This window comes from Pseudoalteromonas holothuriae (assembly GCF_945859825.1).
GTDB lineage: Bacteria > Pseudomonadota > Gammaproteobacteria > Enterobacterales > Alteromonadaceae > Pseudoalteromonas > Pseudoalteromonas holothuriae.
Genome location: NZ_CAMAPC010000006.1, coordinates 1 through 26,740, shown reverse-complemented (window position 1 = coordinate 26,740; position 26,740 = coordinate 1). Strand labels below are relative to the sequence as shown.

25 protein-coding genes are annotated in these 26,740 nt (G+C 38.5%); 9 read left to right on the top strand and 16 right to left on the bottom strand.

Annotated features, from left to right (window positions below):
• Positions 1–44: 44 nt before the first annotated feature.
• Both OCI93_RS09495 and OCI93_RS09490 read right to left on the bottom strand, forming a co-directional pair.
• Complete coding sequence (locus OCI93_RS09495; protein ID WP_261592198.1) at positions 45–1,430, bottom strand: sigma-54-dependent transcriptional regulator; 1,386 nt, start codon at positions 1,428–1,430, stop codon at positions 45–47.
• Positions 1,427–2,530, bottom strand: coding sequence for a sensor histidine kinase (locus OCI93_RS09490; protein ID WP_261592197.1), 1,104 nt, complete (start codon positions 2,528–2,530; stop codon positions 1,427–1,429). Before OCI93_RS09490 ends, OCI93_RS09495 begins: the two co-directional genes overlap by 4 nt.
• Before the next feature lie 172 nt (positions 2,531–2,702).
• On the opposite strand from OCI93_RS09490, the gene OCI93_RS09485 reads away from it, so the two are divergent.
• Positions 2,703–3,326, top strand: a complete 624-nt coding sequence (locus tag OCI93_RS09485) for a DNA-3-methyladenine glycosylase I (RefSeq protein WP_261626284.1) — start codon at positions 2,703–2,705, stop codon at positions 3,324–3,326.
• A 244-nt stretch (positions 3,327–3,570) separates the two neighbouring features.
• Here OCI93_RS09485 and OCI93_RS09480 read toward each other — a convergent pair whose 3' ends face one another.
• Both OCI93_RS09480 and OCI93_RS09475 read right to left on the bottom strand, forming a co-directional pair.
• Complete coding sequence (locus OCI93_RS09480) at positions 3,571–5,010, bottom strand: sigma-54 dependent transcriptional regulator (RefSeq protein ID WP_261592195.1); 1,440 nt, start codon at positions 5,008–5,010, stop codon at positions 3,571–3,573.
• A 147-nt stretch (positions 5,011–5,157) separates the two neighbouring features.
• The gene (locus OCI93_RS09475; RefSeq protein ID WP_261592194.1) at positions 5,158–5,943 is read right to left on the bottom strand and encodes a flagellin N-terminal helical domain-containing protein; all 786 of its coding nucleotides are present in this window, start codon (positions 5,941–5,943) and stop codon (positions 5,158–5,160) included.
• A gap of 248 nt (positions 5,944–6,191) precedes the next feature.
• Here OCI93_RS09475 and pseB point away from each other — a divergent pair, with 248 nt between their 5' ends.
• From pseB to pseG, 6 genes are read left to right on the top strand one after another with little or no spacing between them, the layout of a single operon-like run.
• Positions 6,192–7,193: a UDP-N-acetylglucosamine 4,6-dehydratase (inverting) gene (gene pseB, locus OCI93_RS09470; protein WP_261592193.1), complete on the top strand. Its 1,002-nt coding sequence runs from the start codon at positions 6,192–6,194 to the stop codon at positions 7,191–7,193.
• Positions 7,190–8,335, top strand: a complete 1,146-nt coding sequence (gene pseC / locus OCI93_RS09465; protein WP_261592192.1) for a UDP-4-amino-4,6-dideoxy-N-acetyl-beta-L-altrosamine transaminase — start codon at positions 7,190–7,192, stop codon at positions 8,333–8,335. The genes pseB and pseC overlap by 4 nt, the downstream gene beginning before the upstream one ends.
• Positions 8,332–9,207 carry an aldo/keto reductase gene (locus OCI93_RS09460; RefSeq protein WP_261592191.1) on the top strand — a complete coding sequence of 292 codons (876 nt, stop codon included), beginning with the start codon at positions 8,332–8,334 and terminating at the stop codon, positions 9,205–9,207. Before pseC ends, OCI93_RS09460 begins: the two co-directional genes overlap by 4 nt.
• 26 nt (positions 9,208–9,233) lie before the next feature.
• Positions 9,234–9,986: a glycosyltransferase family protein gene (locus OCI93_RS09455; RefSeq protein ID WP_261626283.1), complete on the top strand. Its 753-nt coding sequence runs from the start codon at positions 9,234–9,236 to the stop codon at positions 9,984–9,986.
• A gap of 3 nt (positions 9,987–9,989) precedes the next feature.
• Positions 9,990–11,270 carry an aspartate aminotransferase family protein gene (locus OCI93_RS09450; RefSeq protein ID WP_261626282.1) on the top strand — a complete coding sequence of 427 codons (1,281 nt, stop codon included), beginning with the start codon at positions 9,990–9,992 and terminating at the stop codon, positions 11,268–11,270.
• On the top strand, positions 11,270–12,808 hold the full coding sequence (pseG, locus tag OCI93_RS09445) for a UDP-2,4-diacetamido-2,4,6-trideoxy-beta-L-altropyranose hydrolase (protein WP_261626281.1): 1,539 nt from the start codon (positions 11,270–11,272) through the stop codon (positions 12,806–12,808). The genes OCI93_RS09450 and pseG overlap by 1 nt, the downstream gene beginning before the upstream one ends.
• Here pseG and OCI93_RS09440 read toward each other — a convergent pair.
• Positions 12,800–13,216 (bottom strand): hypothetical protein, encoded by a 417-nt coding sequence (locus OCI93_RS09440; protein ID WP_261592187.1) that lies wholly within the window; start codon positions 13,214–13,216, stop codon positions 12,800–12,802. The two genes, pseG and OCI93_RS09440, sit on opposite strands and share 9 nt — an antisense overlap.
• Positions 13,217–13,490: 274 nt before the next feature.
• Here OCI93_RS09440 and pseI point away from each other — a divergent pair, with 274 nt between their 5' ends.
• Both pseI and OCI93_RS09430 read left to right on the top strand, forming a co-directional pair.
• Positions 13,491–14,540, top strand: a complete 1,050-nt coding sequence (gene pseI, locus OCI93_RS09435; RefSeq protein WP_261626280.1) for a pseudaminic acid synthase — start codon at positions 13,491–13,493, stop codon at positions 14,538–14,540.
• A gap of 25 nt (positions 14,541–14,565) precedes the next feature.
• Entirely contained in the window at positions 14,566–15,843 is a 1,278-nt protein-coding gene (locus OCI93_RS09430; protein ID WP_261626279.1) for a DUF4910 domain-containing protein, read from the top strand.
• A gap of 237 nt (positions 15,844–16,080) precedes the next feature.
• Here OCI93_RS09430 and OCI93_RS09425 read toward each other — a convergent pair whose 3' ends face one another.
• The 11 genes from OCI93_RS09425 to OCI93_RS09375 all read right to left on the bottom strand — a co-directional run.
• Positions 16,081–16,755 carry a class I SAM-dependent methyltransferase gene (locus OCI93_RS09425; RefSeq protein ID WP_261592184.1) on the bottom strand — a complete coding sequence of 225 codons (675 nt, stop codon included), beginning with the start codon at positions 16,753–16,755 and terminating at the stop codon, positions 16,081–16,083.
• A gap of 19 nt (positions 16,756–16,774) precedes the next feature.
• On the bottom strand, positions 16,775–18,139 hold the full coding sequence (locus OCI93_RS09420; RefSeq protein WP_261626278.1) for an FAD-dependent oxidoreductase: 1,365 nt from the start codon (positions 18,137–18,139) through the stop codon (positions 16,775–16,777).
• Between the two features lie 9 nt (positions 18,140–18,148).
• Positions 18,149–19,189, bottom strand: a complete 1,041-nt coding sequence (locus tag OCI93_RS09415; RefSeq protein ID WP_261626277.1) for a GNAT family N-acetyltransferase — start codon at positions 19,187–19,189, stop codon at positions 18,149–18,151.
• Complete coding sequence (locus tag OCI93_RS09410) at positions 19,186–19,923, bottom strand: class I SAM-dependent methyltransferase (protein WP_261592181.1); 738 nt, start codon at positions 19,921–19,923, stop codon at positions 19,186–19,188. Before OCI93_RS09410 ends, OCI93_RS09415 begins: the two co-directional genes overlap by 4 nt.
• A 36-nt stretch (positions 19,924–19,959) precedes the next feature.
• Positions 19,960–22,065 (bottom strand): motility associated factor glycosyltransferase family protein, encoded by a 2,106-nt coding sequence (locus tag OCI93_RS09405; RefSeq protein ID WP_261626276.1) that lies wholly within the window; start codon positions 22,063–22,065, stop codon positions 19,960–19,962.
• 21 nt (positions 22,066–22,086) lie between these two features.
• Complete coding sequence (locus OCI93_RS09400) at positions 22,087–22,440, bottom strand: hypothetical protein (RefSeq protein ID WP_261626275.1); 354 nt, start codon at positions 22,438–22,440, stop codon at positions 22,087–22,089.
• Positions 22,441–22,443: 3 nt separating this feature from the next.
• On the bottom strand, positions 22,444–22,863 hold the full coding sequence (fliS, locus tag OCI93_RS09395; protein ID WP_261592178.1) for a flagellar export chaperone FliS: 420 nt from the start codon (positions 22,861–22,863) through the stop codon (positions 22,444–22,446).
• A gap of 13 nt (positions 22,864–22,876) precedes the next feature.
• Complete coding sequence (gene fliD / locus OCI93_RS09390) at positions 22,877–24,286, bottom strand: flagellar filament capping protein FliD (protein ID WP_261626274.1); 1,410 nt, start codon at positions 24,284–24,286, stop codon at positions 22,877–22,879.
• 34 nt (positions 24,287–24,320) lie between these two features.
• Complete coding sequence (locus OCI93_RS09385) at positions 24,321–24,767, bottom strand: flagellar protein FlaG (RefSeq protein WP_261592176.1); 447 nt, start codon at positions 24,765–24,767, stop codon at positions 24,321–24,323.
• 101 nt (positions 24,768–24,868) lie between these two features.
• Positions 24,869–25,780, bottom strand: a complete 912-nt coding sequence (locus tag OCI93_RS09380; RefSeq protein ID WP_261626273.1) for a flagellin N-terminal helical domain-containing protein — start codon at positions 25,778–25,780, stop codon at positions 24,869–24,871.
• 694 nt (positions 25,781–26,474) lie between these two features.
• On the bottom strand, positions 26,475–26,740 hold a 266-nt coding region (locus OCI93_RS09375), incomplete at its 5' end, for a flagellin (protein ID WP_261626272.1).

Below are 26,740 nucleotides of genomic sequence, written 5' to 3'. Positions count from 1 at the left end.
TAGAAAAAGCCAGTATTAAACTGGCTCATGGTATTTGGAAGGGGTTAAGCTGGTAGTGGGATCCCCATGTCACGCATTTTCGCTAACTTATACCGTAACGTTCGAGGGCTCATCCCTAATATTTCAGCCACGTCTTTGCGCTTACCTTGGCATCGAGATAAGGTGTCCAAAATCATTTGATGTTCCTTATCTTGTAACTCTGTTTTATAACTTTGATTATCTACACTGTCGAGTGTTTCACATTTAGTAGACAACTCAACTTGAATTTGCTCAATTGCTTTATTGTTATTTTTAGACAAAATAGGCTGATGACTTTCTATAAAAATGTCATCCGCATTAACTTGCAAGCCTTGGTGTAATATCAAAGCCCGCTGCACAACATTATCTAGTTCACGTACATTGCCTGGCCAAAAATGTGATAAGAGCTTTTGTTTGGCATCCTCACACAGTGTGGGGACCGGTTTACTCGCTTTAGTGCAATGCCTTGAAATTAAGTGCTCTGCAAGCACCACTATATCCTCTGGACGCTCACACAATGGTAACCACATTAGAGGAAACACATTAAGCCGATAATACAAATCTTCTCTAAAATTACCAGCAGCGACGGCTTCTTTTAAGTCTCGGTTACTGGTAGCCAGTACACGCACATCAAGCTCTATGGTTTTTCTACCACCCAGTCGCTCTACTTCACGCTCTTGCAAGATCCTGAGCAGCTTTGCTTGCAGTGCTAGGTCCATTTCAGTGATTTCATCAAGTAAAATAGTGCCCTTTTGGGCTTGTTCAAATTTGCCTGGACATGCTTGGATAGCCCCCGTAAACGCACCTTTCTCATAACCAAATAGCGTTGCTTCTAGCATATTCTCTGGTATCGCAGCACAGTTTATGGCAACAAATGCTTCTTGCGCACGCTCAGACTTATCATGAATATAGCGCGCCAAAACTTCTTTACCTGAACCACTTGGTCCAAGTACCATTACACTCGCATCTGATTTTGCGACTTTGGCTGCCAATTCAAGTAACTGGAGGCTTTGTGGGTCTTTAACAACAGGGCCATCAGTTTCTTTTTCTTTCACTGGCATGTAGCGGCTTACCATATTCAGTAAAACCTCAGGCGCAAAAGGTTTAGCCATATAATCAATAGCGCCTAATCGCATCGCTTCTACAGCATCGTCAATGGTTGCATACGCAGTCATCATCAACACTGGTAAGTCTGGGTAATTTAGCTTAATTGTTCTAAGCAAATCAATCCCGCTCATAGTGCCCATTTGAACGTCACTGACAACCAAAGAAAAGCTTGCCTGCTTTAGCAAAATAACAGCCTGCTCAGCACTAGATGCTTCGACACAATCAAATCCAGATAAATGTAAGGTGTCAATTAGCGCTTCTCTGAGCCCCGCATCATCTTCCACTACTAAAATAGAATGACTCATACAACCTCCAACTGTTCGGTATTGAATGAAATAGGAAGAAGTAAACTGAAACATGCACCGCCATCTGGCATATTTTGTACTTCTGCTTGCCCTTTGTGAGAATTAGCCACCGAGCTCACCACCGCAAGTCCAAGACCTGTGCCTTGGCTTTTTGTTGTAAAAAACGGTTCAAATACTTTTTCTGCTATTTGCGGGTCTATACCTGGGCCGTTATCTATAACGGAAATTCGCACTTTATCGTCTTCACGCTTTGCACTTACTTTAATTTCGGCTTGTGAGCCAATAATTTGAATACTGTTGTGTATCAAGTTTTGTACTGCACTAGCAAGGGCTGTCTTATTACCTGTAACCGCAATGTCCGGCTCAGGTAATAACACATCTAATGCACTATTGTTCATGGCCACCATAGCATCAGCACCAGCTTTAACTTCATTGAGCAATTGTCCCATTGAAACAGTCTCAACAACTTGCTGCTCACCACTTTTTGCGAACAACAACATATCATTCACTTGAGACTCGAGATCTTTAAGCCTAGACAAGAGCTTTTCATGAAATCGCGTACGAGATGCTTTTGGTAACGTGCCACTGCCTAAATTTGCTGCATATAACATTGCAGCAGACAAAGGGGTACGTACTTGGTGAGCCAATGAAGCTACCATTTTACCCAATGCACTCAAACGCTGCATATGCGCAACTCTGGATTGCAAACGTCGCGTTTCAGTTAAATCTGTCATTAAAATTAGCTGTCCAGGCTCTGGGGCGAGCGCTGTTATATCAAGTTTGATCAATCGTCCATCTTTAAGAGAAATTTCATGGCCATCATCTTGCTTTGGGTTAAAAGAACGCTGAATAATATTGAACCACTTCTCACCTTCTAGCGGCTCTCCTAGCATATCAATAGCGATCTGATTTGCTTTTGCTATCATGCCTTGACCATCAAGTACAACGACTCCCGCAGGCATAGTGTGCACCAAATGGCTTAACCAACTTGCTTGTTGACGTAATTCACTCAACTCTCCCACATATGCTTCTTGAAGCAAACCGGCAGAAAATTGTGCTGGTGGCAAGAATTGTGGATTCAAAACATGTGCTAATGCCATAACATAGCTCTCTAAATTAAAACTCTATATAGGCTAATGCAGGATTCAGGCCAAAATAAAACAGCTATTTTACAACAACTTACCTATAAAGTTTTACAACATATTTTTGACACTGTCTTTTTATACAGATCATGTACAATTAATTTTTGAATGATTTATTAAAGGAATTAAAATGTGTACACGGTGCATGTGGTTAGACCTAAGTAAAGAAGATTATATTCACTATCATGACCAAGAGTGGGGTGTACCAGTACTTGATGACCGAACACTATTTGAGTTTATCACATTAGAATCAGCCCAAGCAGGCCTCAGTTGGTACACCATTTTAAAAAAAAGAGCAGCATATAAAACTGCATTTGCTCAATTTGATGTAAAGCTTGTTGCCGCCATGGGCGAGCAAGATTTAATAAAGCTAATGAATAACACAGGGATAGTACGTAACGAAAAAAAAATACAAGCCACGATTAATAATGCAAAGGCATTTATTGAGATTCAACGTAGTCACGGGAGTTTTGCCAGCTATCAATGGCAATTTGTTAATTACTTTCCTATTGTTAATCAAATCATGAGTAAAATAGATTACCATTCTCAAAGTGAGCTAAGCGTCGCATTCGCCAAAGATTTAAAACAAAGAGGATTTAAGTTTTTAGGGCCAACTACGGTATACGCACATATGCAGGCTTGTGGCATGATTAATGATCATGACAACCGCTGCTTTAGAAAGCAACAAATTATCGATAGTTATAAAAACATTGATTTTGCCGCGATTAAATCTAGAGGTTGTTTATCTTTGTAGTTTGTTTTTACCGCAGTAAGTTAGGGTTTTAGACAAGGCAGAGGCTACATCGCATAGCTATTCTATGTAAGTTAGCCAAAAGCTTAGAATAAACCGCCAACTCGCGCTGCTTGTAGAGTTCAACCAAAGGCTTTCACAACTTTGACATTCGTAACTTACATAACTAATTATACTATGCTGCTCATTTGGCGTATTAAAAGTCTTTGATTAGAACAAAATTTCATACCTCAAAGAGCAACAAACCCTAATCTCGATTAAGGTTATATTTTTTCATTTTCTCTACCAGTGTAGTACGTCTAACCCCTAGCACTTCTGCAGCACGTGCCACCACATAATCATAACGCTCAAGTGCTTGCGTAATTAAACTCACTTCTAGATCAGCTAAGTAATCTTTAAGTTCAATACCCGCATCGGGTAATAAACCAATGTGAGATGAACCATTCATCGCATCAGCAGCCTCTTCTCCTTCCTCTTCAAAGTCACTAAAGCCATCGCTGAATAGTTCATTAAACGCGTCTTTTTCAAGCAGCTCTTCGGGATATTCTGGCTCGTATGCATCTACTTCAATATAGCGATATTTATTAGGTAAATCAGTAACATCAACCACTTTATCTGGGAACATAATAACCATACGCTCCACTAAATTAGCAAGCTCGCGAATATTACCGGGCCAATCATGCGCTTTTAAACTTTCAATTGCGCGTTCAGTAAATTTCGCAGTTGTTCCACTTTGCTCGTTAACGCGACGCATCAGCTCTTTAAGTAAAAGTGGAATGTCATCTGCTCGTTCATGTAACGATGGGTTTTCAATTGGAAAAACATTCAAACGATAAAATAAATCTTCGCGAAACTTACCTGACTCGATCATTATTTCTAAGTTGCGATGTGTGGCTGCAATTATCCGTACATCAGCCTGAATAGGCTTAGTTCCACCAACCCGCTCGTAACTACGCTCTTGTAACACTCGCAGTAATTTCACTTGCATTTGCAGTGGCATATCCCCAATTTCATCCAAGAACAACGTGCCACCTTGTGCCAATTCAAAACGCCCCTTACGTGCTGAGATAGCCCCTGTAAATGCCCCTTTTTCATGACCAAACAACTCACTTTCAAGTAATTCACCAGGTATGGCACCACAGTTCACAGGTACGAATGGTCCCTGACTACGCTTTGAAAGTAAGTGAACGTTACGTGCAACCACCTCTTTACCTGTACCAGACTCACCTAAAATAAGCACATTAGCATCTGTATTCGCAACTTGAGAGATTAAAAACCTCACCTGTTTAACAGCGTCTGTTTCTCCAACTAAACCATCAAACGTTTTGCTATTGTGCTTACTTGATTTGCCCGGCAACATACGTTGGTATTGCTGGCAGTCATGCAATAATTGCATTGTCACATCATGACTAAAAGGCTCAGAGATAAGGCCAACAACATTTGCCAAGCTCAATAAAGGCTTTAGAGTTTCACCAATCAGTAAAAAAGGAGATGCGGGCAGGGATTTAATTACTTGTTCATGGTCAAGTTCAGATAGTGCACCAAGCACAATAATAGACTCTTTTGGAAATGCAACTTGGTCATCAATATCAGACTCGCCGATGACTTTTGCGCCTTGACCAACAAACGTTAAAGCACCACAAAGACTACTAGCTCGGTTATTATTATTGTCTAAGATCAAAACCATCTTACAAGTCCAACTACTTTTGGCATGAATATATTATGATTGTAAGGCAGTTAGAAAGGGATGCAATACCTTGGTGGCAAGTTTTTGACACTTTCGCCAAAAAAATGCCACCAGATATATATTAAACCAATGCTTTTGTATTAATTACTATAAAAGTCCGAGTACTGCTGAAGCCGATTGATTAGCTTGCCCACGCACAGCAATTGATGCTTGTGAGAGAATATTATTAGCAGTTTGTTCAGAAATAACTTTGGCATAGTCGGTATCTTCAATGCGACTTTGGCTCGCTGCAATATTCTCAGCTTGAGTTCCCAAACTTTTAATTCTACTTGCAACTGTATTTTCAAATGCCCCTAATTCCGCACGCTGAGTGTTGAGATCTTCAGAAACTACCTTAGTCACATCAAGCGCGGCTTGAGCTCCAGCCTGAGTGGAGATGTCGATGTTCGCGATATCATCTGCAAAACTACCATCTCGCACAGTTAAACTCTGAGTTGTATTTGCATCAGGCCCAACTTGAAACTGCGTTTCTTGGCCTGTAAAAACAGAGGCCCCACCGAATGAAGTATTCTCAAAAGTTTCTGATATTTGTGTCTGCAACTGCGCAACTTCACTTTGCAAAGCTTGCCTATCTGAATCACTCAAAGCGCCGTTACCAGCTTGAACAGATAGCTCCTCAATTCGAGTTACTGCATCATTAACCCCTGAAAGTGCGGCATCAGCAGTTTGTGAATATGAAATACCATCGTACGCATTTCTTATTGACTGCTGATAACCATCTTGTTGAGAGTTTAATCGGTCTATAATCTGCAATGCTGCTGCATCATCTGCAGCACTATTAACTCGTTTGGCAGAAGCTAACTGCTGATTAATTTTACTAGCCGCTTCTTCTGTACGGTTTAGCGCACTAAAACTTGGTGGTGAAATTTTCATAATTCCTCCTGTAGGCACATTTACGTGCTCAAATCACATGCTATTTATGTCTAAATTTTAGTCTTTCTTGATAAAAATGTCACCCTAAGCCATGTTTATTATGTTTGCTATTGGCATAATTACTGCAAAACACTAATAAGTATTATAAAGTACTGACAATTATATTATTTATAACTGACCTATACATCGGTCAATATTCAAACTTTGCATGGTTTGTAAACATATCATTGCAGGGGCTAGGTGACTTTATGTTTGACAATAAATCAATTCTTATCACTGGTGGTACAGGCTCATTTGGCAAAAAGTACACAAAAACATTGCTAGAGCGATATAACCCAAAGAAAATTATCATATTTTCTCGAGATGAGCTGAAACAGTTTGAAATGCAGCAAGAATTTGATAGCGATTGTATGCGTTATTTCATTGGCGATGTTAGAGATAAAGAGCGTTTGAACAGAGCGATGCGTGGTGTTGATTTCGTCATTCATGCTGCTGCCCTTAAACAGGTACCTGCTGCAGAATATAACCCGATGGAGTGCATAAAAACAAATATAACTGGCGCTGAAAATGTGATTGATGCAGCACTGAATAACGAAGTGGAAAAAGTGATTGCATTATCGACCGATAAAGCAGCTAACCCCATCAATCTTTATGGTGCAACTAAGTTAGCATCCGACAAGCTATTTGTTGCTGCTAATAATATTTCTGGGGGGCACCAAACCACATTTTCAGTTGTTCGTTATGGTAACGTTGTATGCTCTAGAGGCTCTGTTGTACCTCTATTTCAAAAGTTTATTGATGAAGGAAAAGATCATATCCCTATTACCCATGCTGATATGACGCGGTTTTGGATTACCTTACAGCAGGGTGTTGATTTCGTTTTGAAAAACTTTGAGCGCATGCTGGGAGGAGAAATTTTTGTTCCTAAAATACCTTCAATTCGTATTGTCGATTTAGCAAAAGCCATGGCGCCAAGCCTCCCTTTAAAGGTCATTGGCATTCGTCCAGGCGAAAAACTTCACGAGATCATGTGTCCTGCTGATTTAAGCTATGACACTTATGAGTATAGTGATCACTACGTCATTGCTCCTGGTATTAAATTTAGTAGTCGCAGTAATGACTACACCACCAATGCACTTAGTGAAAAAGGCCAAGCTGTTCAGCCTGGTTTTGAGTATAACTCTAAAAACAACGAACGGTTTTTGAGTGACAGTGAAATAAAAAGCTTCAATGAGCTAGCACTAAAATGATCCCGTACGGAAAACAAAATATCAGCCAAGCTGATATTGATGCTGTTGTAAACACACTCAAGTCTGACTTTCTAACTCAAGGCCCTCAAGTTCCTGAGTTTGAAAGTGCAATCGCAAGCTACTGCGGTGCTAACTTTGCTATAGCAGCAAGTAATGCTACAGCCTGCCTACATCTTGCATGTTTAGCTTTAGATGTTGGTGTTGGCGATCGCATTTGGACAAGTCCAATCTCTTTTGTTGCATCAAGTAACTGCGCTTTATATTGTGGTGGCGAAGTTGACTTTGTGGATGTAGAACCTGAATCAGGTTTAATGTGTACAGTTGCTTTACGAAATAAACTAGAACAAGCAAAAAAACTAAACTGTTTACCAAAAGTAGTGATTCCTGTTCATTTAACAGGCCAATCTTGCGATATGCTGCAAATTGCTGAGCTGGCTAAACACTACAATTTTAAAATCATTGAAGATGCTTCTCACGCAATTGGTGCTACTTATCTGCAAGCCTCTGTTGGTAAATGTCAATATAGTGATATATGTGTATTTAGCTTTCATCCTGTAAAAATTATCACAACTGGTGAAGGTGGCGTTGCCACAACTAATTGTAAAAAGTTAGCCAAAAAACTTTCTCATCTTAGAAGCCATGGGATCACCAAAGATCCCACTCTGATCAATGACAAAAACCAAGGCAGTTGGTATTACGAACAAATGGCGCTCGGGTTTAATTATCGTATGACCGATTTACAAGCTACATTGGGCAGCAGTCAGTTAACACGGTTAGATAGTTTTGTTAGTCGCAGAAATCAACTCGCAAGCCGATATAAACAGCTCCTAAAAGGCCTACCCCTATCTTGCGTAAACATACATACCGAAAACTATAGCAGTTATCACTTGTTTATCATTTTGCTTGATGATTCAACAAAAAGGCGTGCTGTATTCGAGCATTTAAAAGAAAATGGGATCGGGGTAAATGTTCACTACATTCCTATCTATTGGCAACCGTATTATCAGGCTTTAGGTTTTGAAAAAGGGTATTGTAAAAGTGCTGAACACTTTTATGAGTCTATTATTACATTGCCATTGTATCCTGAACTGCAAACACATGAGCAAGACAAAGTTATTGAACAATTAAAAGCATGTTTATGAAGTTAGCAATAGGTACTGTTCAATTTGGCTTAAGTTATGGTGTGACCAATCATGATGGCCAAGTCAAGAACCATGAGATCAAAAAAATTCTTAATTTAGCGCAACAATCTGGCATTAGATTGTTAGATACCGCTCGTGCATATGGAAAAAGTGAGCAAGCACTTAGTCAATATGACAGCTTAGAGACCTTTAAAATTGTTACCAAGATACCTAGCCTAAATGCAGAAAATAAAGACATTAAGCAAACCTTTATGCAAAGCCTAGCAGCTTTAAAAGTAGACTGCGTCTATGCGTTACTTTTTCATAACGCAGATGACCTATTATCTGCAGAAGCCAATACTTTTTTTGAGCAAGCACTTGAGATAAAAGCACAAGGCCTTTGTGAAAAAATAGGGGTTTCTGTATACACACCAGAACAATTAGCAAAGATAAGCGACAACTTCCCAATAGACGTAGTTCAAATCCCACTAAATTGTTTTGATCAACGCTTTGCCCAAAGTGCATGCCTTGAATTATACAAAACCCATAATATCGAAGTACATACTCGTTCATTATTTCTTCAGGGCGCTTTATTAAGTGATATACAAAGCTTGCCAGCTCATTTTAATAAATTTAAGAGTGACTTTGAGCGCTTTCACAAAGTATGTACTGAATTACAGTGCACTCCTATGATTTTAGCGCTAGCCATCGCCTTGCATTTTGATTTTATCAGTCAAGCCATTGTTGGTGTATGCTCAACGAATCAATTGGAACAGATACTAACCAATTACGCTAAAGCCCTACAACTGCTCCCTCTTCACCCCAAACATATTAAAGTACTAAAGTGTGATGATTTAGAGCTTATCAATCCGGCAAATTGGCCGATAAACTAATATCAGTGCAGTAAGAATCAACAAAAATGAAAATAAACGTATTTATTCAGGCAAGAATGACATCTAGTCGACTCCCCGGTAAGGTACTTGAGAACATACTCAACAAACCTATGTTATTGCATATTATAGAACGTCTTAAGTACACAACCACAATAGACAAAATTGTGGTACTTACTAGCGATCAAATATCAGATGATGCCATTGAAGAATTTTGTACAAATTATCAAATTCATTGCTTCAGAGGTCCTTTAGACGACGTATTGCAGCGATTTTATCTAGCGAGCATCGCATACCCTAGTGACCATATTGTTAGAATCACCGCTGACTGTCCGTTAGTTGATAGTGCATTAGTTGATAAAATAGTAAACCTACATTTATGTAAAAAGGCAGACTTTACAAGCAATTGCCATCCTGCAACCTTTCCAGATGGCCTTGATGTTGAAATTATGAAAACTAGTGCACTGAGAACAGCGCATCATGAAGCAAAAACCGCATATCAGCGTGAGCATGTTACTCCATATTTATTCACTCAGCCTGATACGCTTACATGTGCAAATTTTGAAGCAAATGAATTAATACCTGACTACCGATTAACAGTAGATCATCCGCAAGACTTACAACTAATAAAAAATATATATGAGTCCCTTTACAAAACTGAGCCAAATTTTGACCTAAGCAGTACGCTTAAGCTCCTTTATAAACACCCTCAGTGGCTAAAACAAAATGAACATTTTGAAAGAAATGAAGCTTTGAAAAACAATGCTGTTGGAGATAAATAAATTATGAACCGCTTTGATAATTCAAATCAAAACTTAGTACGCGCACTAGAGTATATACCCTTAGGTGCGCAAACATTTAGTAAAAGCCAAATGGCTTTCCCCAAAGGTGCGGCCCCATTATTTATCAAGCGTGGACAAGGGTGTATTGTTACTGATGCCGATGACAATGAATACATAGATTTCGTGAATGGATTATTAGCAATCTCTTTGGGCTACTGTGACCCTTGTGTTGACCAAGCGGTAATGAAACAAATGCAATCTGGCGTTTCTTTCTCTTTATCTCATCCTATAGAAATTGATGTTGCTGAAAAAATTTGTGAACTCATCCCGTGTGCAGAGCAAGTTCGATTTGCTAAAAATGGCAGCGACGCAACATCTGCAGCAATCAGGCTTGCCAGAGCTTACACAAATAAAGAACACATTGCAGTGTGCGGCTATCACGGCTGGCAAGATTGGTACATTGGCAGTACATCTAGAAACTTAGGGGTACCCGCTTCTACACAAGCGCTTACCCATACTTTTGAGTATAATAACCTTGAGTCACTTGAGCAGCTGTTAAAGTCCCACGATATAGCGGCTGTTATTATGGAGCCAATGAATATAGCATACCCTGAAAAAGGGTATTTAAAAGGCGTTAAATCGTTATGCGAGCAATACCAAGCTGTATTAATTTTTGACGAGACGATCACTGGGTTTCGGTTTGATTTAGGCGGAGCGCAATCTCTATTCGGGGTATCCCCTGATTTGGCAACATTTGGTAAAGGCATTGCCAATGGCTTCCCTATTTCAGTCGTTTGTGGCAAAAAAGAGATTATGGCGTTAATGAACGACATTTTCTTCTCTGGTACTTTTGCTGGGGAGACACTATCTCTGGCTGCGACCTATGCCACAATCGAAAAAATACAACGTAACCAAGTCACACAACATTTAAGTCAACTAGGCTCACTGCTGACTGATAAGTTAAATAAAATCATTATCGATAACGATATACAAGATTGGGTTTATACTTCAGGTCACCCAAGCTGGTCGTTTATTCATATCGCGAATCAAGGAAAGTACAGCGCAATACAACTACGTTCGCTATTTATACAGGAGATGGCCAAGCGTGGCATATTAATAAATGCAAGCCATAACCTTAGCTATGCGCACAAAGAGAAACATATTCAAACACTACTCAAGGCCTACTCGGAGGTACTTCCTATCTTGGCTAACTGCGTTGCAAAGCAAAACCTAGAGGAGCTTTTCTCAGGCGAACCCCTGCAAAGCGTATTTAAGGTAAGATAATGATTAACATAGCCGTAAGAGTAGATGTCAACGCATCCATTGGTGCAGGACACTTTATGCGTTGCTTAGCGCTGGCTGTCGGCTTTAAAAACACACTATTACAAGCTAAGGTCGAGTTTAAAATAACTTTTATATGTGCTGATGATATACCCAAGAATTATCAATCCATATTATCTAAACATAGCTTTTCACTCGAAGAAGTTTATCGTCATAGTAATAATAATAACCAATGGCTTATTAACGACGCTCAAAGTGTAGCAAAAGCTATCAGCCGATTTGAGTCTATTCAATTGCTGATAATAGACCATTACAACATCAAAAAATGCTGGTATGTCTCATCAATATCAACTCGAGTCGATAAAACACTTGTTATTGATGATTTAGCGGACCGAGAACACCAATGCGACTTTTTACTTGATCAAACACTAGATGCAAAAGCGTTACGTTATCGAGGCCTAGTCCCAAATAACTGCAAATTATTGCTCGGAAAAGCACATATGTTATTGCGAGATGAGTTTTCTAGTTTACGTAAGAAGGCACTTGCAAAACGTCAATCAACCCAAACTATTCAAAACGTACTTATTAGCCTTGGCGGTTCAGATACCAGTGAAACAAACAACATTGTAATTGGCGCTATTGAAGCGTTAAATACCTCTCTTTTAACCCCTGTGAACGTTGTACTCGTCATTACAAGCCAATGTAGTGAATTAAACTACTATCACAGTACTGAACAAAAATATCCTTGGTTTAGCGTGCAACAGAATGCGTCAAATATGGCAGAGCTGATGTACCAAGCTGATATAGCAATCGGCGCAAGTGGCTCTTCGGCTTGGGAGCGCTGCTGTTTAGGTTTACCAACACTCGCTATCGAGTTTGCAGATAATCAAGCGCTAGTACTTGATAAGCTATCCCAACGTAACGCCCTTATAAACCTTGGCAAAGCCAAAGAGCTGACTCAGGAAACAGTCAAAAATGCACTCTCTACAATCATAAATAAACCTGAACAATACCAAAACATGAGTGAAAATGCATTCGAATGCTGTGATGGCAAAGGTGTTGTAAGAACAATACAAAAGCTCCAATTATCAGTGGTAAACTTGCGCCCAGCAGTAACTGAAGACAAAGACCTCTTATTTGATTGGCAATCACAACCTTCAGTGCGAAAGTACTCAAGGTCAAACCACCAGATAAGCTATGAAGAACATTGCCATTGGTTTGCACAATCTATTAGTAACAGCCCCACCCGCCACCTTTTTATTGTTAAGGAGTGCTGGCAAGACGGCTCAGAATGCTCTGTAGGAATGCTTAGGCTTGATTTACAAAATTCTCAATACGAAATTTCAATTCTTATTTGCCCGTCACAACAAGGAAGAGGGCTGGCTTTAAAAGCGATTGAATCAATACCAAGCAAATATAAAAGTTTGCCAATCACCGCAGCAGTGCATCCAGATAATATTGCTTCGCAAATTTTATTCTCCAAGGCAGGGTTTACAAAAGTTGCAAAAGACTTATTTATACTTGAACCACTTTTAACCTGATGAGGCTCCATTATTCAATGCTAACTCATAATATTTCAATACACTTGTCTGTGGGTCATTAACTATCTTCTCAAAACAAACGGATGCAAATGGATAAGATTTACCTGCATAATTAAGCACAATAAATGGCGCATCTGGATTACTTTTGTCCATAAACCATTCACCACCCAAACGATTCCTGAAAGTTTCTCCGATAAACGCGCCTAGCATAGTACTGACAGTAAACAACATTTTATTATCAAATGGGTTTACATTATGTTCTTGAGACAACCCTGTCAAAATACTATCTAACTGCTGAATACCAGCTTCATTAAAATCAATATCTTCATTACTAATATTTTTGATGTAGCCAATAGCATCTTGAGCCGAGTCAGACATCAATTGATTAAGTTGTTGTAATTCATTCATAATATTCAACTTATAGTGTTTAGTTTACTGAACAGTCTTTAACAACAAACCAGTTGCTAAAGGGCAATTGAAAAGAGCCTAAAACTGCCTTATAAATAATGAGTTATAAGCTTAGCATATAGCGTTTTTCCAATGCAGGCAAATACGCAGTGACTCAGAAGAAACCCATTCTAGCTGCCCGAATACGCATTAGCTAAAAAGAAGCTTGTAAAAATGAATCTAATCAAAAAGTAAGATACACTTTGCTGTATTAAAGCCTACTGTAATGAGCACTATGAAAAAAAGCATAATCCTGAACAATATATCCATAGGTCTTTCAAATGAACCCTATATCATTGCTGAAATTTCAGGTAACCATAATGGCGATATTGAGCGCGCCAAAAAGCTCATTCAAGTTGCAAAAGAGTCAGGTGCGCATGCTGTTAAAATGCAAACCTACACCGCAGATACCATGACCATAAATTGTCATAAACCAGATTTTTGCATAGAGGGTGGGCTATGGGATGGAAAAAACCTATATCAGCTATATGAGTGGGCGCATACGCCTTGGGAATGGCATCAAACGCTATTTAATTATGCTAAAACACTAAATATCACCCTGTTTAGCTCACCATTTGATGAAACCGCAGTCGATTTCTTAGAGTCTTTAGACACACCAGCTTACAAAATAGCCTCTTTTGAGCTGGTCGATCACCTTCTTATTGCTAAAGTTGCACAAACCCTCAAACCGATAATTATGTCTACTGGCATGGCAAGTTACGAAGAGATAGCCAGCGCTATCAAAGTTGCTAAGCAAAATGGTAATAAGGAGTTAATAGTACTTCACTGTATTAGTGGTTACCCAACCCCAATAGCCGACTCTAATTTAAAAACGATACAGCGATTACAACAAGACTTTGACGTCCATGTCGGTTTATCAGATCATACACTTGGGACTACTGCAGCAATCACTGCAACAGCACTTGGCGCAGTTGTGATAGAAAAACATTTTACCCTATCAAGAGAAGATGGAGGCCCTGATGCTGCTTTTTCACTTGAGCCTGACGAACTAAAACATTTATGTGATAGCACTAAAGACGCATGGCAGTCACTTGGTCAAGCTAATTATGATCTACGTGATGCTGAAGCTGCTAATCTACAGTTCAGGCGCTCGATATATGTGGTAGAAGATATTAAAAAAGGAGATATTTTGTGTGAACAAAATATTCGCCGCATACGCCCAGGATTCGGCTTAGCGCCAAAACATTATCAAAGTATTCTGGGCAAAAGAGCAACACAAGATATCAGCAGAGGGACTCCGTTAAGTTGGGAATTATGCAAGTAATTAAGCATCTAGGTAGAAATAACACATGATAGGCACTCAAATTCATCAACTAGCCACTGAACTTTGGCCAATATGCAGAAGCATAACAGGTAATGGTGTCCGTAAAACATTAAACATCATTGGCGAGCATTTACCTAATCTAAAAATACATGAAGTGCCAACAGGCACACCATGTTTTGATTGGACTGTACCTCAAGAGTGGAATATTAATGACGCGTATATTATTGACCCTAAAGGGCGCAAGATTGTTGACTTTAATATAAGTAACTTGCACGTTGTTGGTTACTCAACTCCTATTAATCTAAAACTTTCACTAAATGAATTGAAAGAGCATCTTCACACACTACCTGAACAGCCTGATGCAATTCCATACATTACTTCTTACTACTCACGCTATTGGGGATTTTGCCTTACACAAAAGCAATTTGATCAATTAGAAGATGGCGAATATCACGTTGTGATTGACTCTGAGCTCAAAAATGGTCACCTAACCTATGCAGAATTAATTATCGAAGGGAAATCAAAGCAGGAAGTATTTTTATCAACTTATGTTTGCCACCCTTCATTGGCTAATAATGAACTATCAGGCCCTACGGTGACAACTTATTTAGCCAAGTGGTTACAGCAACAACCTGAACTCAGATATAGTTATAGAATAGTTTTTATTCCTGAGACAATTGGTTCTTTAACCTATTTGAGTAGACATGAACACACTCTAAAGAAGCATGTATTTGCTGGTTTTAACATTACCTGCATCGGTGACGACCGAGGCTACTCATATTTGCCTTCTCGGGCTGAAAATACGCTCTCAGATATCGTTGCTCAACATGTCTTACAACACCTTGCTCCTGATTATAAGACCTATCCATTTATCGAAAGTGGCAGTGACGAGCGAAGGTACTGCGCACCAGGTATTGACTTGCCTATTGCTTCAATTATGCGTACCAAATACAATCAATATCCTGAGTATCATACATCTTTAGATGATCTTAGCTTAGTGACACCCAGTGGACTTCAAGGTGGCTATGAAGCTCTACAACGCAGTCTAGAGGTAATTGAGCGCAATGAAGTATTACAACTCACAGTAAAGTGCGAACCTCAACTTGGTAAACGCGGCTTGTATCCAAATTTAAGCACCAAAGCAAGTAACCAACTGGTTAGCAATATGATGAATTTTATTATTTACTGTGATGGTAAGTTATCTACATTAGAAATAGCGCAAAAGATACAAGTTCCCATTTGGGACTTATATGAAATAATTGATAATCTCAAAGGTGAAGGGCTAATAGTAGTAGCCAATTAAAGCTCAGCTTCTTGGCTCTCGTCAGCTAATATTTATAAGTATACATCGGTAAACCGGCCAGAATTAGTTACTAGTAATAACGGATATCGATGTATATATATTACAAAAGCACTTAATGCGCTAATTACGTCTGATTTTGTATCTATGCTAACGGGTTTTGATTTGACCAAAAATGTGTTCAATTGCTCCACATCTGTATATTCAAACTACACTTACTTATCATAACAACCTTTACGCTTAACATTTTTTTGCCAGTAGCTTCCATGTCGATAAGCATGAATCGTTATTTGCTAATACAGACTCATCCGTCTCTTTATTTAATGCAGTAAATTGGTATTGATTAAATAACTGAAGAATCTGCATATGTGTATAAAAATTTGCAGTTTTTAACGGCTCAAACATACCACCAGAAAAGTTTTTCCATACTTGCTCTTGTTCACAGTATTGGCCAAAATTTTTGTGTGAGTGCATATCCGTAAAAAAATTAGCGATAACTGAACCGCCCTTTGACATCGCATCATAAACACATTCATAAACTGAACTTGCGCTTTTATGAGATACATTTGTCACTGCAAGCCTGTCAATAACAATATCAAAGCTGGAATATGGTAACTGGAAGTCATCAAAGTCTACTTGGTATGTGGTAATTTTATCCTCTAATCCTTTTTCTTTTGCCCGTTTATCAACTACCTTAAGTGCCGCAATAGAGAAGTCACATGCCACAACTTGCGCACCCTGCTCGGCACAAAAAATTGCATGATTACCAGCACCACATCCTAAATCAAGCACTTTTAATTGCTTATTTTTACAGGCTCTTTTTAACTTAAAAAAATGTGACACAACAAAATCGTAAGGATATTGGTTAAGTTGCTCACCCGCTTCGTAAATAGCTTGCCAATTAAACTTACTCATATTTTTCCTTTGTATACCTTTAAGACGAAGTAAGGCTATCATCAAATTTATAAGTTAGTTGCTCATATGCTTCTTGCAACACACTATAAATAAAAAACTCTTTTTTACTCGCTTTGCCCAGTAAAGTCATATTTTTGACCCCGGCTTCCAGCGCGTCTATTTGTCTTATTCTTTCATTCACAAACGCATTGCTGAACTGGGGGAAACCCATCGCAAGCTTGGTACTTGAAACACGGACTACACTTGCACCTTGCTCGATGTAACCTAAAGACTTAAGCTCTAAAATTATTTGATCATTAAGCGCTTGCTCTGTTAGGTCAAACTCACCCAATACCTCAACTGTGCAATTATAAGGACCAACCACATTATCATTAGTTATATTCGGATAAAAAGTGACACGAAAAGGAATACTATTGATATCATAAACATTTGAATAAAAGTTTTTATCAATAAACGGTTTATCTAAAACAAAGTGATGTAACGAGGTTGGACAAAATCGTACTGGAATATTCGCTAAGGGCCAATCAAGTAACTTTAAAGCAAAAACAGGTGGGATAGTCCAAATAATATGATCACACGAGAGTTGTTCACCATTTCCCAATATAACATCAGTTATTTTACTATCCGAAAACGCAACATTTGTGACGCACTGTGACGTTTGAATTTCCACACCTAATTCGGTTGCTTGTTCAACCAGATAGTCTATCCAAAGTTCAACACCGCCCCGCTTAGGGTAGTATTTAGGTACATCGCTAACCCCATCATAATAAGTAGCAAATGCCAGTTTTGCATCATAACAAGGGGATTTTTTTAGCTCTCTTGCAAGTTCAACTGAACCCGGAATAAACCGACTCAATCCAAATATATAATGTACCGAAGGATGTAAATCTTTAAGCTCTGCATTTTGTAATTTAAGCATGATAGGCCTAAATATTTTATCGGTTACAATTAGACCATAATTTTCAATTGCAAACTGCTCTAAATTATCAGCTTGTTCAATTGGTAACCCTTTGGCATTAAGTAATTGCAAAAGCGCTTTTTCATAATCACCTTCATCAAGATAGTGCAACGGTACAAACTGACCAGTATCATAGCGAGCAGAATTAAAACTACTAGAAACTTTCATGACTTCAAACTGATGCCAATCTTGCGGGTTCTCGTATATACCTTTAAACAAAATATCATTAATTTGCTGATTACTGGTTTCTGATAGAATATGCGTCCCCAAATCAAAAAAGTTACCGCTTTCATCTTGCCACGACTGTAACAACCCACCACATTTAGGTGCATTTTCAATAAGCGTTACGTTATCAAAATATTTACTTGCTAAAATTGCCGAGAAAAGTCCTGTGATCCCTCCCCCAATAACAATACAACGAGTCATAACAGTGCCTTATTTTAATTCAATAGATAAGTGGGTTTTCAGTAACGAAAAAGTCGCAAAGCCTTCTTTAAACTCGCCGATTTTAGACTCTTTTTCAGAAGGCTGATGCCATTCATTTAATGCATTTTTAGCGCCAATAAAGTAAGTTTTTATCCCTAAATCACGCATTTTCTCAATCGCTCGATAATGCACTAAATGACTTACCGGGCTTGCAAATAAAGAACGGTCATATACACCAACTGAATAGGTGGCAACCTCATTCGATACAGTAAATAATGCCGCACCAACTAAGTTATTGCTTTGATCCAAAACAATAACAACGAAAGCATCTTGGCGATTAACGGCCTGATATAGCATTTCCCAAGATAAATCACTGCGAGTTTTAAAACCTGCAACATCTAAGTGTAACTGCTGAAAAAGATAAAAATCTTGCCAGTTTATTTGTGTTTTTATACTGATATTCCAGAGTTTATCAGCACGCTTAATATGATTTTTATAGCGCTCTCTAATAGCATTTAAATATGCATCTGAGCTCATAGTAAGATCACAAAACAAGTTCTGACTTACATTTATTTTCGCGCCATACTGCAAAAACAAGTTATACCACGGTTCACAAATACCACTTTGAAAGTCAAAACTCGATGCTAAATTTTTGATACTTAGCGTGTCACTTAAAGCCAATAATAAATTAAAACATTGTTTATATAATTTGTGTTTTACCTTTCTTGAAAGCGTTTGTTCAATAAAAGGCGGTAAGACTTCCGCTGAACTACTGCCTAGTTCATATGAATTTTCTGTTTGGCGAACATTTATGGTAAACACACCTGCTACTTTTCCGTTAGACTCCAGTAATAGCGAAGCACACTGCACTTTGTCATATTGGCTTGCTAAATATTCTTTGTGGTAATCTGACATCCAGGTGTAATGATCAATGACACTGCAACCACTCGTTCGGATAAACTCTTCAAGTACTACTTTATCATTAAACCGTACGTCCATGTTTGCATTTTGCACATACTGCTTAAGCCAATCGCTCAGTTCAAACGTCATTCATTAATACCTGATACAACAATAAATTCAAAGTATTCTTTTTTCGTATTGTAGGTTCTACCAACAGTCTCTAAATAATCAACTATAATCCCATTTTCTTGCAGTAAGGCCTGATAATGCTCTGCATCAATAAATCTAAATGGATATGCCTGACCAGAAAAAGGGGATGACTCTCTAAACACGCCATTTAACGTCCATGCATCAATCAATTTAGCTGGGTGGTGATTTTTAAAAGCATCACTGGCAGCTGATGGGGTGTAAGAAAAAAAAGCACCAGAAGGCTTTAAACAACGTTTAACTTGCTTTAAACAATGAGTAAAAGCACTGTGTGTTAAACAATTAGTTGAAAATACATCAATGATAACGTCAAAATAATCGTCTTCAAAAGGCAGCTCTTCAAAGCTGCCTTTCACTAACGTTGCGTTTACATCCCAATGAATTAACATAGACTCTGCTAAGCTTATCGCTTGCTGAGAAAGATCAATACCGTACGTATCAAAGCCCTCTTTAGCTATCATCCATAAGTTCGCGCCAGAGCCACAGCCTAGTTCTAATACTCTAATGTCTTTTCTATCTTCTCTTTGAGTACCATTGAAAAACTTGCGGCCTAAAAACCGTAAAAGCTCTTCATTAGGATACAACCGCTGAGCCCGAAACCCTTCACTACCATAGGATTCATCATACCAACGCTCAGTTTCTTCTTGATATTGTAATGTTGATTTACAATCAGTCATACATCTCTCCTATTGAATATGATGTAAGTAATACAATTACTTTTTACTATCCAACATATTCATCAAGTAGCTGCGTTGCGAGTCATTAGCAGTTAATACACCACGATACTTTTCCTTAGCTTCAGTCATATATTCAATGAATATGGCAAATGCATCATTCATAACTCTAAGTACATCCTCATCTTTTTCAAAGTTATACTGAATCATCCTAAAGATTGAGTGCATGTAAGTAATCGAGCCATCCAATAAAAAATATAAATGTCTATATCGAGTGTGGCCATACGAATACAAGTAACGCACTTGTAGTTTCAGAGCAATTGCAATCTCTGAGCGATTATTAAAATCACGGTCAACAAACGTAATTAATTCATCACAGACTTGAGCAAATTTATCAATGGCAACTAAATTTTGATACTCAACATCGTCAAACTCCCGTATGATAAATTGCTCATTTTTTAAAACCTCAACAAATTCATTTTTGTCCGGCAAATGATTCGACAATAATATATTATGATGCTTCAAGGGCACTGAATTTTTTATTCTTGCACCATCGGAGCAGTTAAAACAGTTAACATGAGGAAAATCACCGAGTAAAGTACCAAGCTGGTTGTTACCAACATTAAAAAATGCCGTCGTATAAACCGTTTCAGTGAAATTACCATCGGTCTTCATTTCACCAGCACGAATTAGCTTAGAAAGGTCTTCTTTGTCAGTTCCATCATCATTAAAGTAAGAACTACTTTTTGAGTGGTGATATTTTGGATCTTTATAACCACCATCAACTCCCATGAGGTATATTTCTTCACACCCCATATTGCATGCAAAAGCCAACGCTGTATTTGCCACAACAGGGTTACAGTATGTCATAGGACGAAACTGTCTATAGCCATCAATAAACTCACAGGAAATTGTCGTGCCTGGTTCAGCGGCTTTGAACGCCATGCCAGTCCACTTAAATAACCCGGCACATTCAGGGTGCATCACATTAACAGTTAAAAAGTTAATCTGCTGCAATATCTCATGATCAATAAATTCATTATAATAATCAAAAGTAAAGCGTGTACGCTCCAGCGCAACATGAAAGTCTGGAATAATATTATTTTTCAATAAAGGTAGCAAAGCAGATCCACAGCTGATAATAACGGCTTTGTCTTGGTATTCAATCACCGAGGACATAGTCTCATCCAGAGAAGGTCCATTACCGATAATAAATACAGGCATTGAGCGCCACTTATTTGGCAGTTTTGCATCTTTACGTAACGTAGGTAAACTTTGTTTCGCATTATTGTAGTCATGCGCGATGCTAATTACACCATCATCATAAAACCCCCAACCAATAGCAACCATATGAAAGTCTCTATGAAATTGCTTGATTAAAAGTGTTAACTCCTCAGATGGATAATGCTGATAAAGTAAAGTCGCAACGGAGTTAAATGCACCTCTATGCTTCATTTCATTTAAAAAATCAATAGTAAATTTTTCATAATTTACTCCAATATTAAATATAATATTGCCATCACGCTTATCAATCAGTTCTAAAATCTCAGCCCAATCACATGAGTATAAACTCGCAAAAAATAAGTCACGGCTTGGCTCGCATAAATAAATATGATCAATCGTCACGGCATCCAATAGAGGCTTTAAATGATAGCCTAAGCCAATACCAAATATAATAGACGATCCGATATGCTCCGGAACTTCAGTTAATGGCTCATATATTTTTTTAGCATCTAAGTATAACTGATACATTTCACGGACATAGGTTGTATGAATAAACTCATCATCCAACCCTTCGTTCATACCAAACTCTAAACTACTAAATTGAGGTTTTTTAAGAAGTTTCTCTACTTGTTTTTCACATTGGACCGATGGTTCATGGCCATATAAGGGGCTCTTAGTGGCACTATCTATAATGTTTAACTCGCCATTCTTTGCACAAAAAATGTCTAGGTTTTTAGGTTTATAATGCCTAAACTCCTGTGCAATATCAGGTAAGTATTTAATAAACGCCTGAATGTTTTTTTCAAACTGCTTAGGCATGTTCTCAATAAGCGACTTTTCAAATTGATGACGCTGTGCAGTTAGTTGAACTTGCTCATGAGCAAACTCAACTAACTCTTCAAATTCATTTTCTAAACTCATGGGTAGGGTACCAAATGATATTTATTTGTTATTGGTGTAAGACGAAATGCTTTTTGGCGCTTTATTCATTTTCACGATAACTTTGCGCACAGATTCTTTTTTTGTCAAAGCTGTTTCTATCAACTGTTGATCCAGCATAGTGGTATCATGAAGTGCTTGTGCAATATTATGTTGCTGCTCACCTTTTACCACTTTTAGTAAATCAAGAAGCTCAGATACAAGCTTTCCTCTTTGTTCAAGTATAAAACTAAGTTTAGGTAACTCTTCTTCCAACGTATCTTCACTAAAACCGACATCACTAGATACTTTTAATAAAAGCACTTGCAAAGCTTGAGTGCTTTGCTTTAGTTTATCGAGCAGCTCTGAGGGGTCCACACGTTACCCCCTTTGTTGTTGAAGCTGTAATGCACTCTCAACTTCCTCTCGAGGAATAGCGTCCCACGCACTTTTAATTTCGTTCAACAAAGACATCACTTCAACCAAAGGTTCAACTGACTTTTCAATACTCGCATCGGTGATCCGCATATTCATATACTCATACAAACTACCTAGATTCTGAGTCACTTCACCACCTTCTGAGTGATCGAGTGATTCCATCAAAGCAAGAATAATTGAAGAAGCCCTTGATAGATGTTCAGCCTTGCCAGCTAAATCATTTCTTTCTATACAGCCTTTGCCACGGGCTAACCGCTCAAGCGCACCTTGCATTAACATGGTTATAATAGTGTATGAATCCGCTCCCGCCAAACGAGAATTAATACTCTCTTTTTGATAAGCTTTGGAAAATGAATTTGCCATGTAAAAACCTTATTTATTTCTTAACAAAACCCGGCAAACTACTTAAAGAAGCCGAAATAGCATTGCCTTGACTACGTAAACCTGCGACCAAAACATCTAGTGAAGCATACTTTTCACGCAACCTAGCTTCATACCTTTCCATTCTGTATGCATGCTTTTCTCGGTCGTCAACTAACGCACGCTTATCGCTCTCTAAAGCATTTGTTTGATCTGATATAAGCCCACCGGCTTTCAGGTAAGCATCAACCGTCTCACTTAAAGTGTCTGCAATGTTACCAGTCCCTGCAAAAAGTTTGCCAACATCATCATAAGATTCATTAAGTACATCGCTTAATGCATTAACACCCGTTGTTTTAATGGCCAGCTTCCTATCTTTCTCTAGGCTAAAGCCAGCATCATAAATAGTTTCTAAACTTCCTGCGCCAGAAACTACTGAGCTTAATTGATTTACTATCGTATCTCTCAAGCCTCTCGCCGTCGCGTCAACAGTTTTCGCAGTAACCATAGTATCTAAAGTTGTCATAAGCTTATTATAACTTTCAACAAATTTCTCTAAGGTTTCTTTAACAAATTCTTGGTCTGTAGCAATATTAAGATTTGCAGTTAGTAGTTTTGTCGCATCATTTGGGTCAGTTGGGCTTTCTTTTTTTACTGTTATGGTTGAATCTTGAATTGCATTTTCAAATGTATTTGTACTACTGGTAACTTCAATACCATCAATTTCAATAATAGCATCTCTTGCCGCATCCAATGGGTCTATCACCATTCCGCCATTACCACCACCATTTGCATTGGTGGATACATTATCTAGCTCTGCAGTACTATTGGTTACTACAAGGTCATTGTTTTCGCCAGTAACTGAAGAAGTGTAGACTAACTTAGAACTCGACCCTGTATTAATTATATTTGCTGATATACCAAAATTATCCGCATTATCATTAATTGCTGTGCGCAAATCTGCAAGCGTCGCACCTGCTGCAAGTGTGACATCAAAAGACTTTCCATCGGCAGCAAAGGACAAAGTACCACCGCTTGCACTCACTACATCGGTGGTAGATGAATACGAGGCAGCATCAGACTGAACTGCTCGGCTTCCTTGTGACAATTGTTTGACGGCTATATTAAATGAACCCTCGGTTGCCGTACTTTGAGAACTGACAGAAATTACATCTCCACCTTCAGGCTGAGTGACGGTTGAGGTCCGCTTATTGAAGTTCGAAATATCTTTCAAAATGTCTAAAGAAGATTCAAATGCACTTAAGTCTGATTTAATTTGCCCCAGAGCAGTTAACTGAACCTTAAGTGTTGATTCTTTTTTATTGAATCGATCCACCTTGGGCGCATTTTCTGCGTCAAGTGTCGCGCTTATAATGGCTTCTAAATCTAGACCTGAGCCAACGCCCGCTGATGTAATAGCTGGCATAAAAACCTCCTAAAACCAAATTGCTGTAATACTGTCAAACTTGTTTATCTAGCAAGACACCACGCGCCTTTTGCATTTCATCTGACAAGTTATCAATACGTTGTGCCATCTTAATAAATTCTTCCGATGGAATTTGACGGATCACATCTTTGTTATCCTTATCAATGACTTTCACAACCGTTTTACCTTCGTGCTCACCCACAGAAAACTCTAATGACCTAGATTGCAATAACGATATAGAGCTATTTTCACCAAAAAGTTTGTTAAAACTCTCTGTTAAAGATGGCTTATCATGTTCACTTTCTTTGCCAACTGATTTTGAGCTTTCATCTACCTGTTTATCGGCAGTTTGTGACAATTCTTTAGCTACCTTAGCATCTTTTGTAAGAGCATTAGTTTGCTCCCCCAAATTACGCGCTTCAAGGTTGCTTCTTTGTTGTTCAAATACATTTGTATCTGTTGGGCTTATACTAGAAGACATAATACTCTCCTACCTAAACTTTCTAGGGGAGAAAACGGAAAGTACCAAATGAGTACGCACCGTCCCCTCCTATACATATTAGCATGCTTAACTAGTCATACCTACCCAAGCAATGACAACGCGGTTTGCGGTCGCTGATTAGCCTGACTCAGAATTGATGAACTCGCCTGCTGCAAAATTTGCGCTTTGGTCAATTTAGCTGTTTCAGTTGCAAAATCTGCATCCTGAATACGCGATCTTGCTGCCGATACATTTTCAATGACATTTGTTTGGTTACGAATCGTTGAAGAGAATCGGTTTTGAATCGCACCCAACTCCGCACGCTTTGCATCAATTGCACCAATCATTGCATCAACCGCAGCTAAAACATCCTGTGCTTCACCAACCGAAGTAAATGATAAACCACTGGCACTAGCAAATGAATTAACCGCACCCGAAGATACCCCTGCTACACTACTAGCTGCAGCCGCTAAATCACTTACGGCAAAACTATTCACAGAAATTGAACCACCTGTGGCAGCTTCAATAGCAGTCATGGTCATACTGATCGTTTGGTTCGCATCAGCTCCCACTTGGAACTCAGAACTAAAGCTACCATCTAACAAGTTTGTTCCACCGAATGTAGTATCTACTGCAATACGGTTCATTTCTTCACCTAACTGCCTTGCTTCAAGCTGCAATGCAGCACGGTCAGATGCCGTATTTGAACCATTCGCAGCTTGACCTGCCAAAGTACGAATACGCTGGTACATACTGGTCATTTCATCCAGCGCACCTTCCGCTGTTTGCGCTAATGAAATTCCGTCGTTGGCATTTCTGTTACCTTGAGTAAGACCATTAATTTGGCCCGTTAAACGACTAGAAATCTGCATACCCGCCGAATCATCTTTTGCGCTATTAATACGCATACCTGAAGATAACCGCTGAAAAGCTTCATCTAGTGTATTACCAGATTTTGTTAATTGTCTCTGCGCATTTAAGCTCGAAACATTTGTGTTCACAAACATAGCCATAATAGCCTCCTGTCATTAAATGAGTAACAAATGACTGACCTGAATAAAACAACCCTGTAAACGCCCGAATGAATACAAAGTACGATCAAACCATTTATCACATTTCTGATAGCAAATAGATTGCCTCACTAGATCTATCGGCATGGCAAAGTATTTCTTTAATAAAAAAATGAAGTTTTTTAAATTTTTTTTAATTAATTGAAATTTATGAAATATTCCCTTGTTTTAAAGTCTAAAACTTAGAGTTAAATCAAATTTTATAGGTTATAAGAAATTGTTAATCGCAAATTTAAACATACAGATATGAGGCTTAGAGTCTTTAACAAGCCCTTAGAGAATTGACAGTATATTGACGATAACTCCAGACAATCACTCACAGTGCTTGTGCTATTTTTTAGGTCAAATATGCTTTTTTGACATCAAAGGCTTGTATATAAGCAAACTTAGATAAAGATGCAGCTTAATGAAGAAATCGAAAGAACTTTACAATGGTGCTTAATATAAATTGCATTAAGTAAATGACCAAATATTGCGACAAATAAATGGCTTAGTAACTAGGGAGGTTTCGGTATGTCGTTATTCTACATGAGTCATTTAGCTGGCTAGAATGATCAAGGTTTTAATAAAATTGGTATAAAACTGAAGTAAATGCAACTGTGTGAGCCACAGTTGCTATAAGAGCACTAAACCAGAGTTACCCAAGCAGTGACAATGCTGACTGTGGACGCTGATTCGCCTGAGACAATATCGTACTACTTGCCTGTTGTAATATCTGTGCTTTTGTTAACGTAGCCGTTTCTATCGCAAAATCCGCATCTTTAATTCGTGAACGTGCCGCCGATACATTTTCAATAATGTTGGTCTGGTTACGGATAGTCGATGAGAATCGATTCTGCACCGCACCTAATTGTGCACGTTTTGCATCTATCGCACCTATCATCGCATCTACCGAAGCTAAGA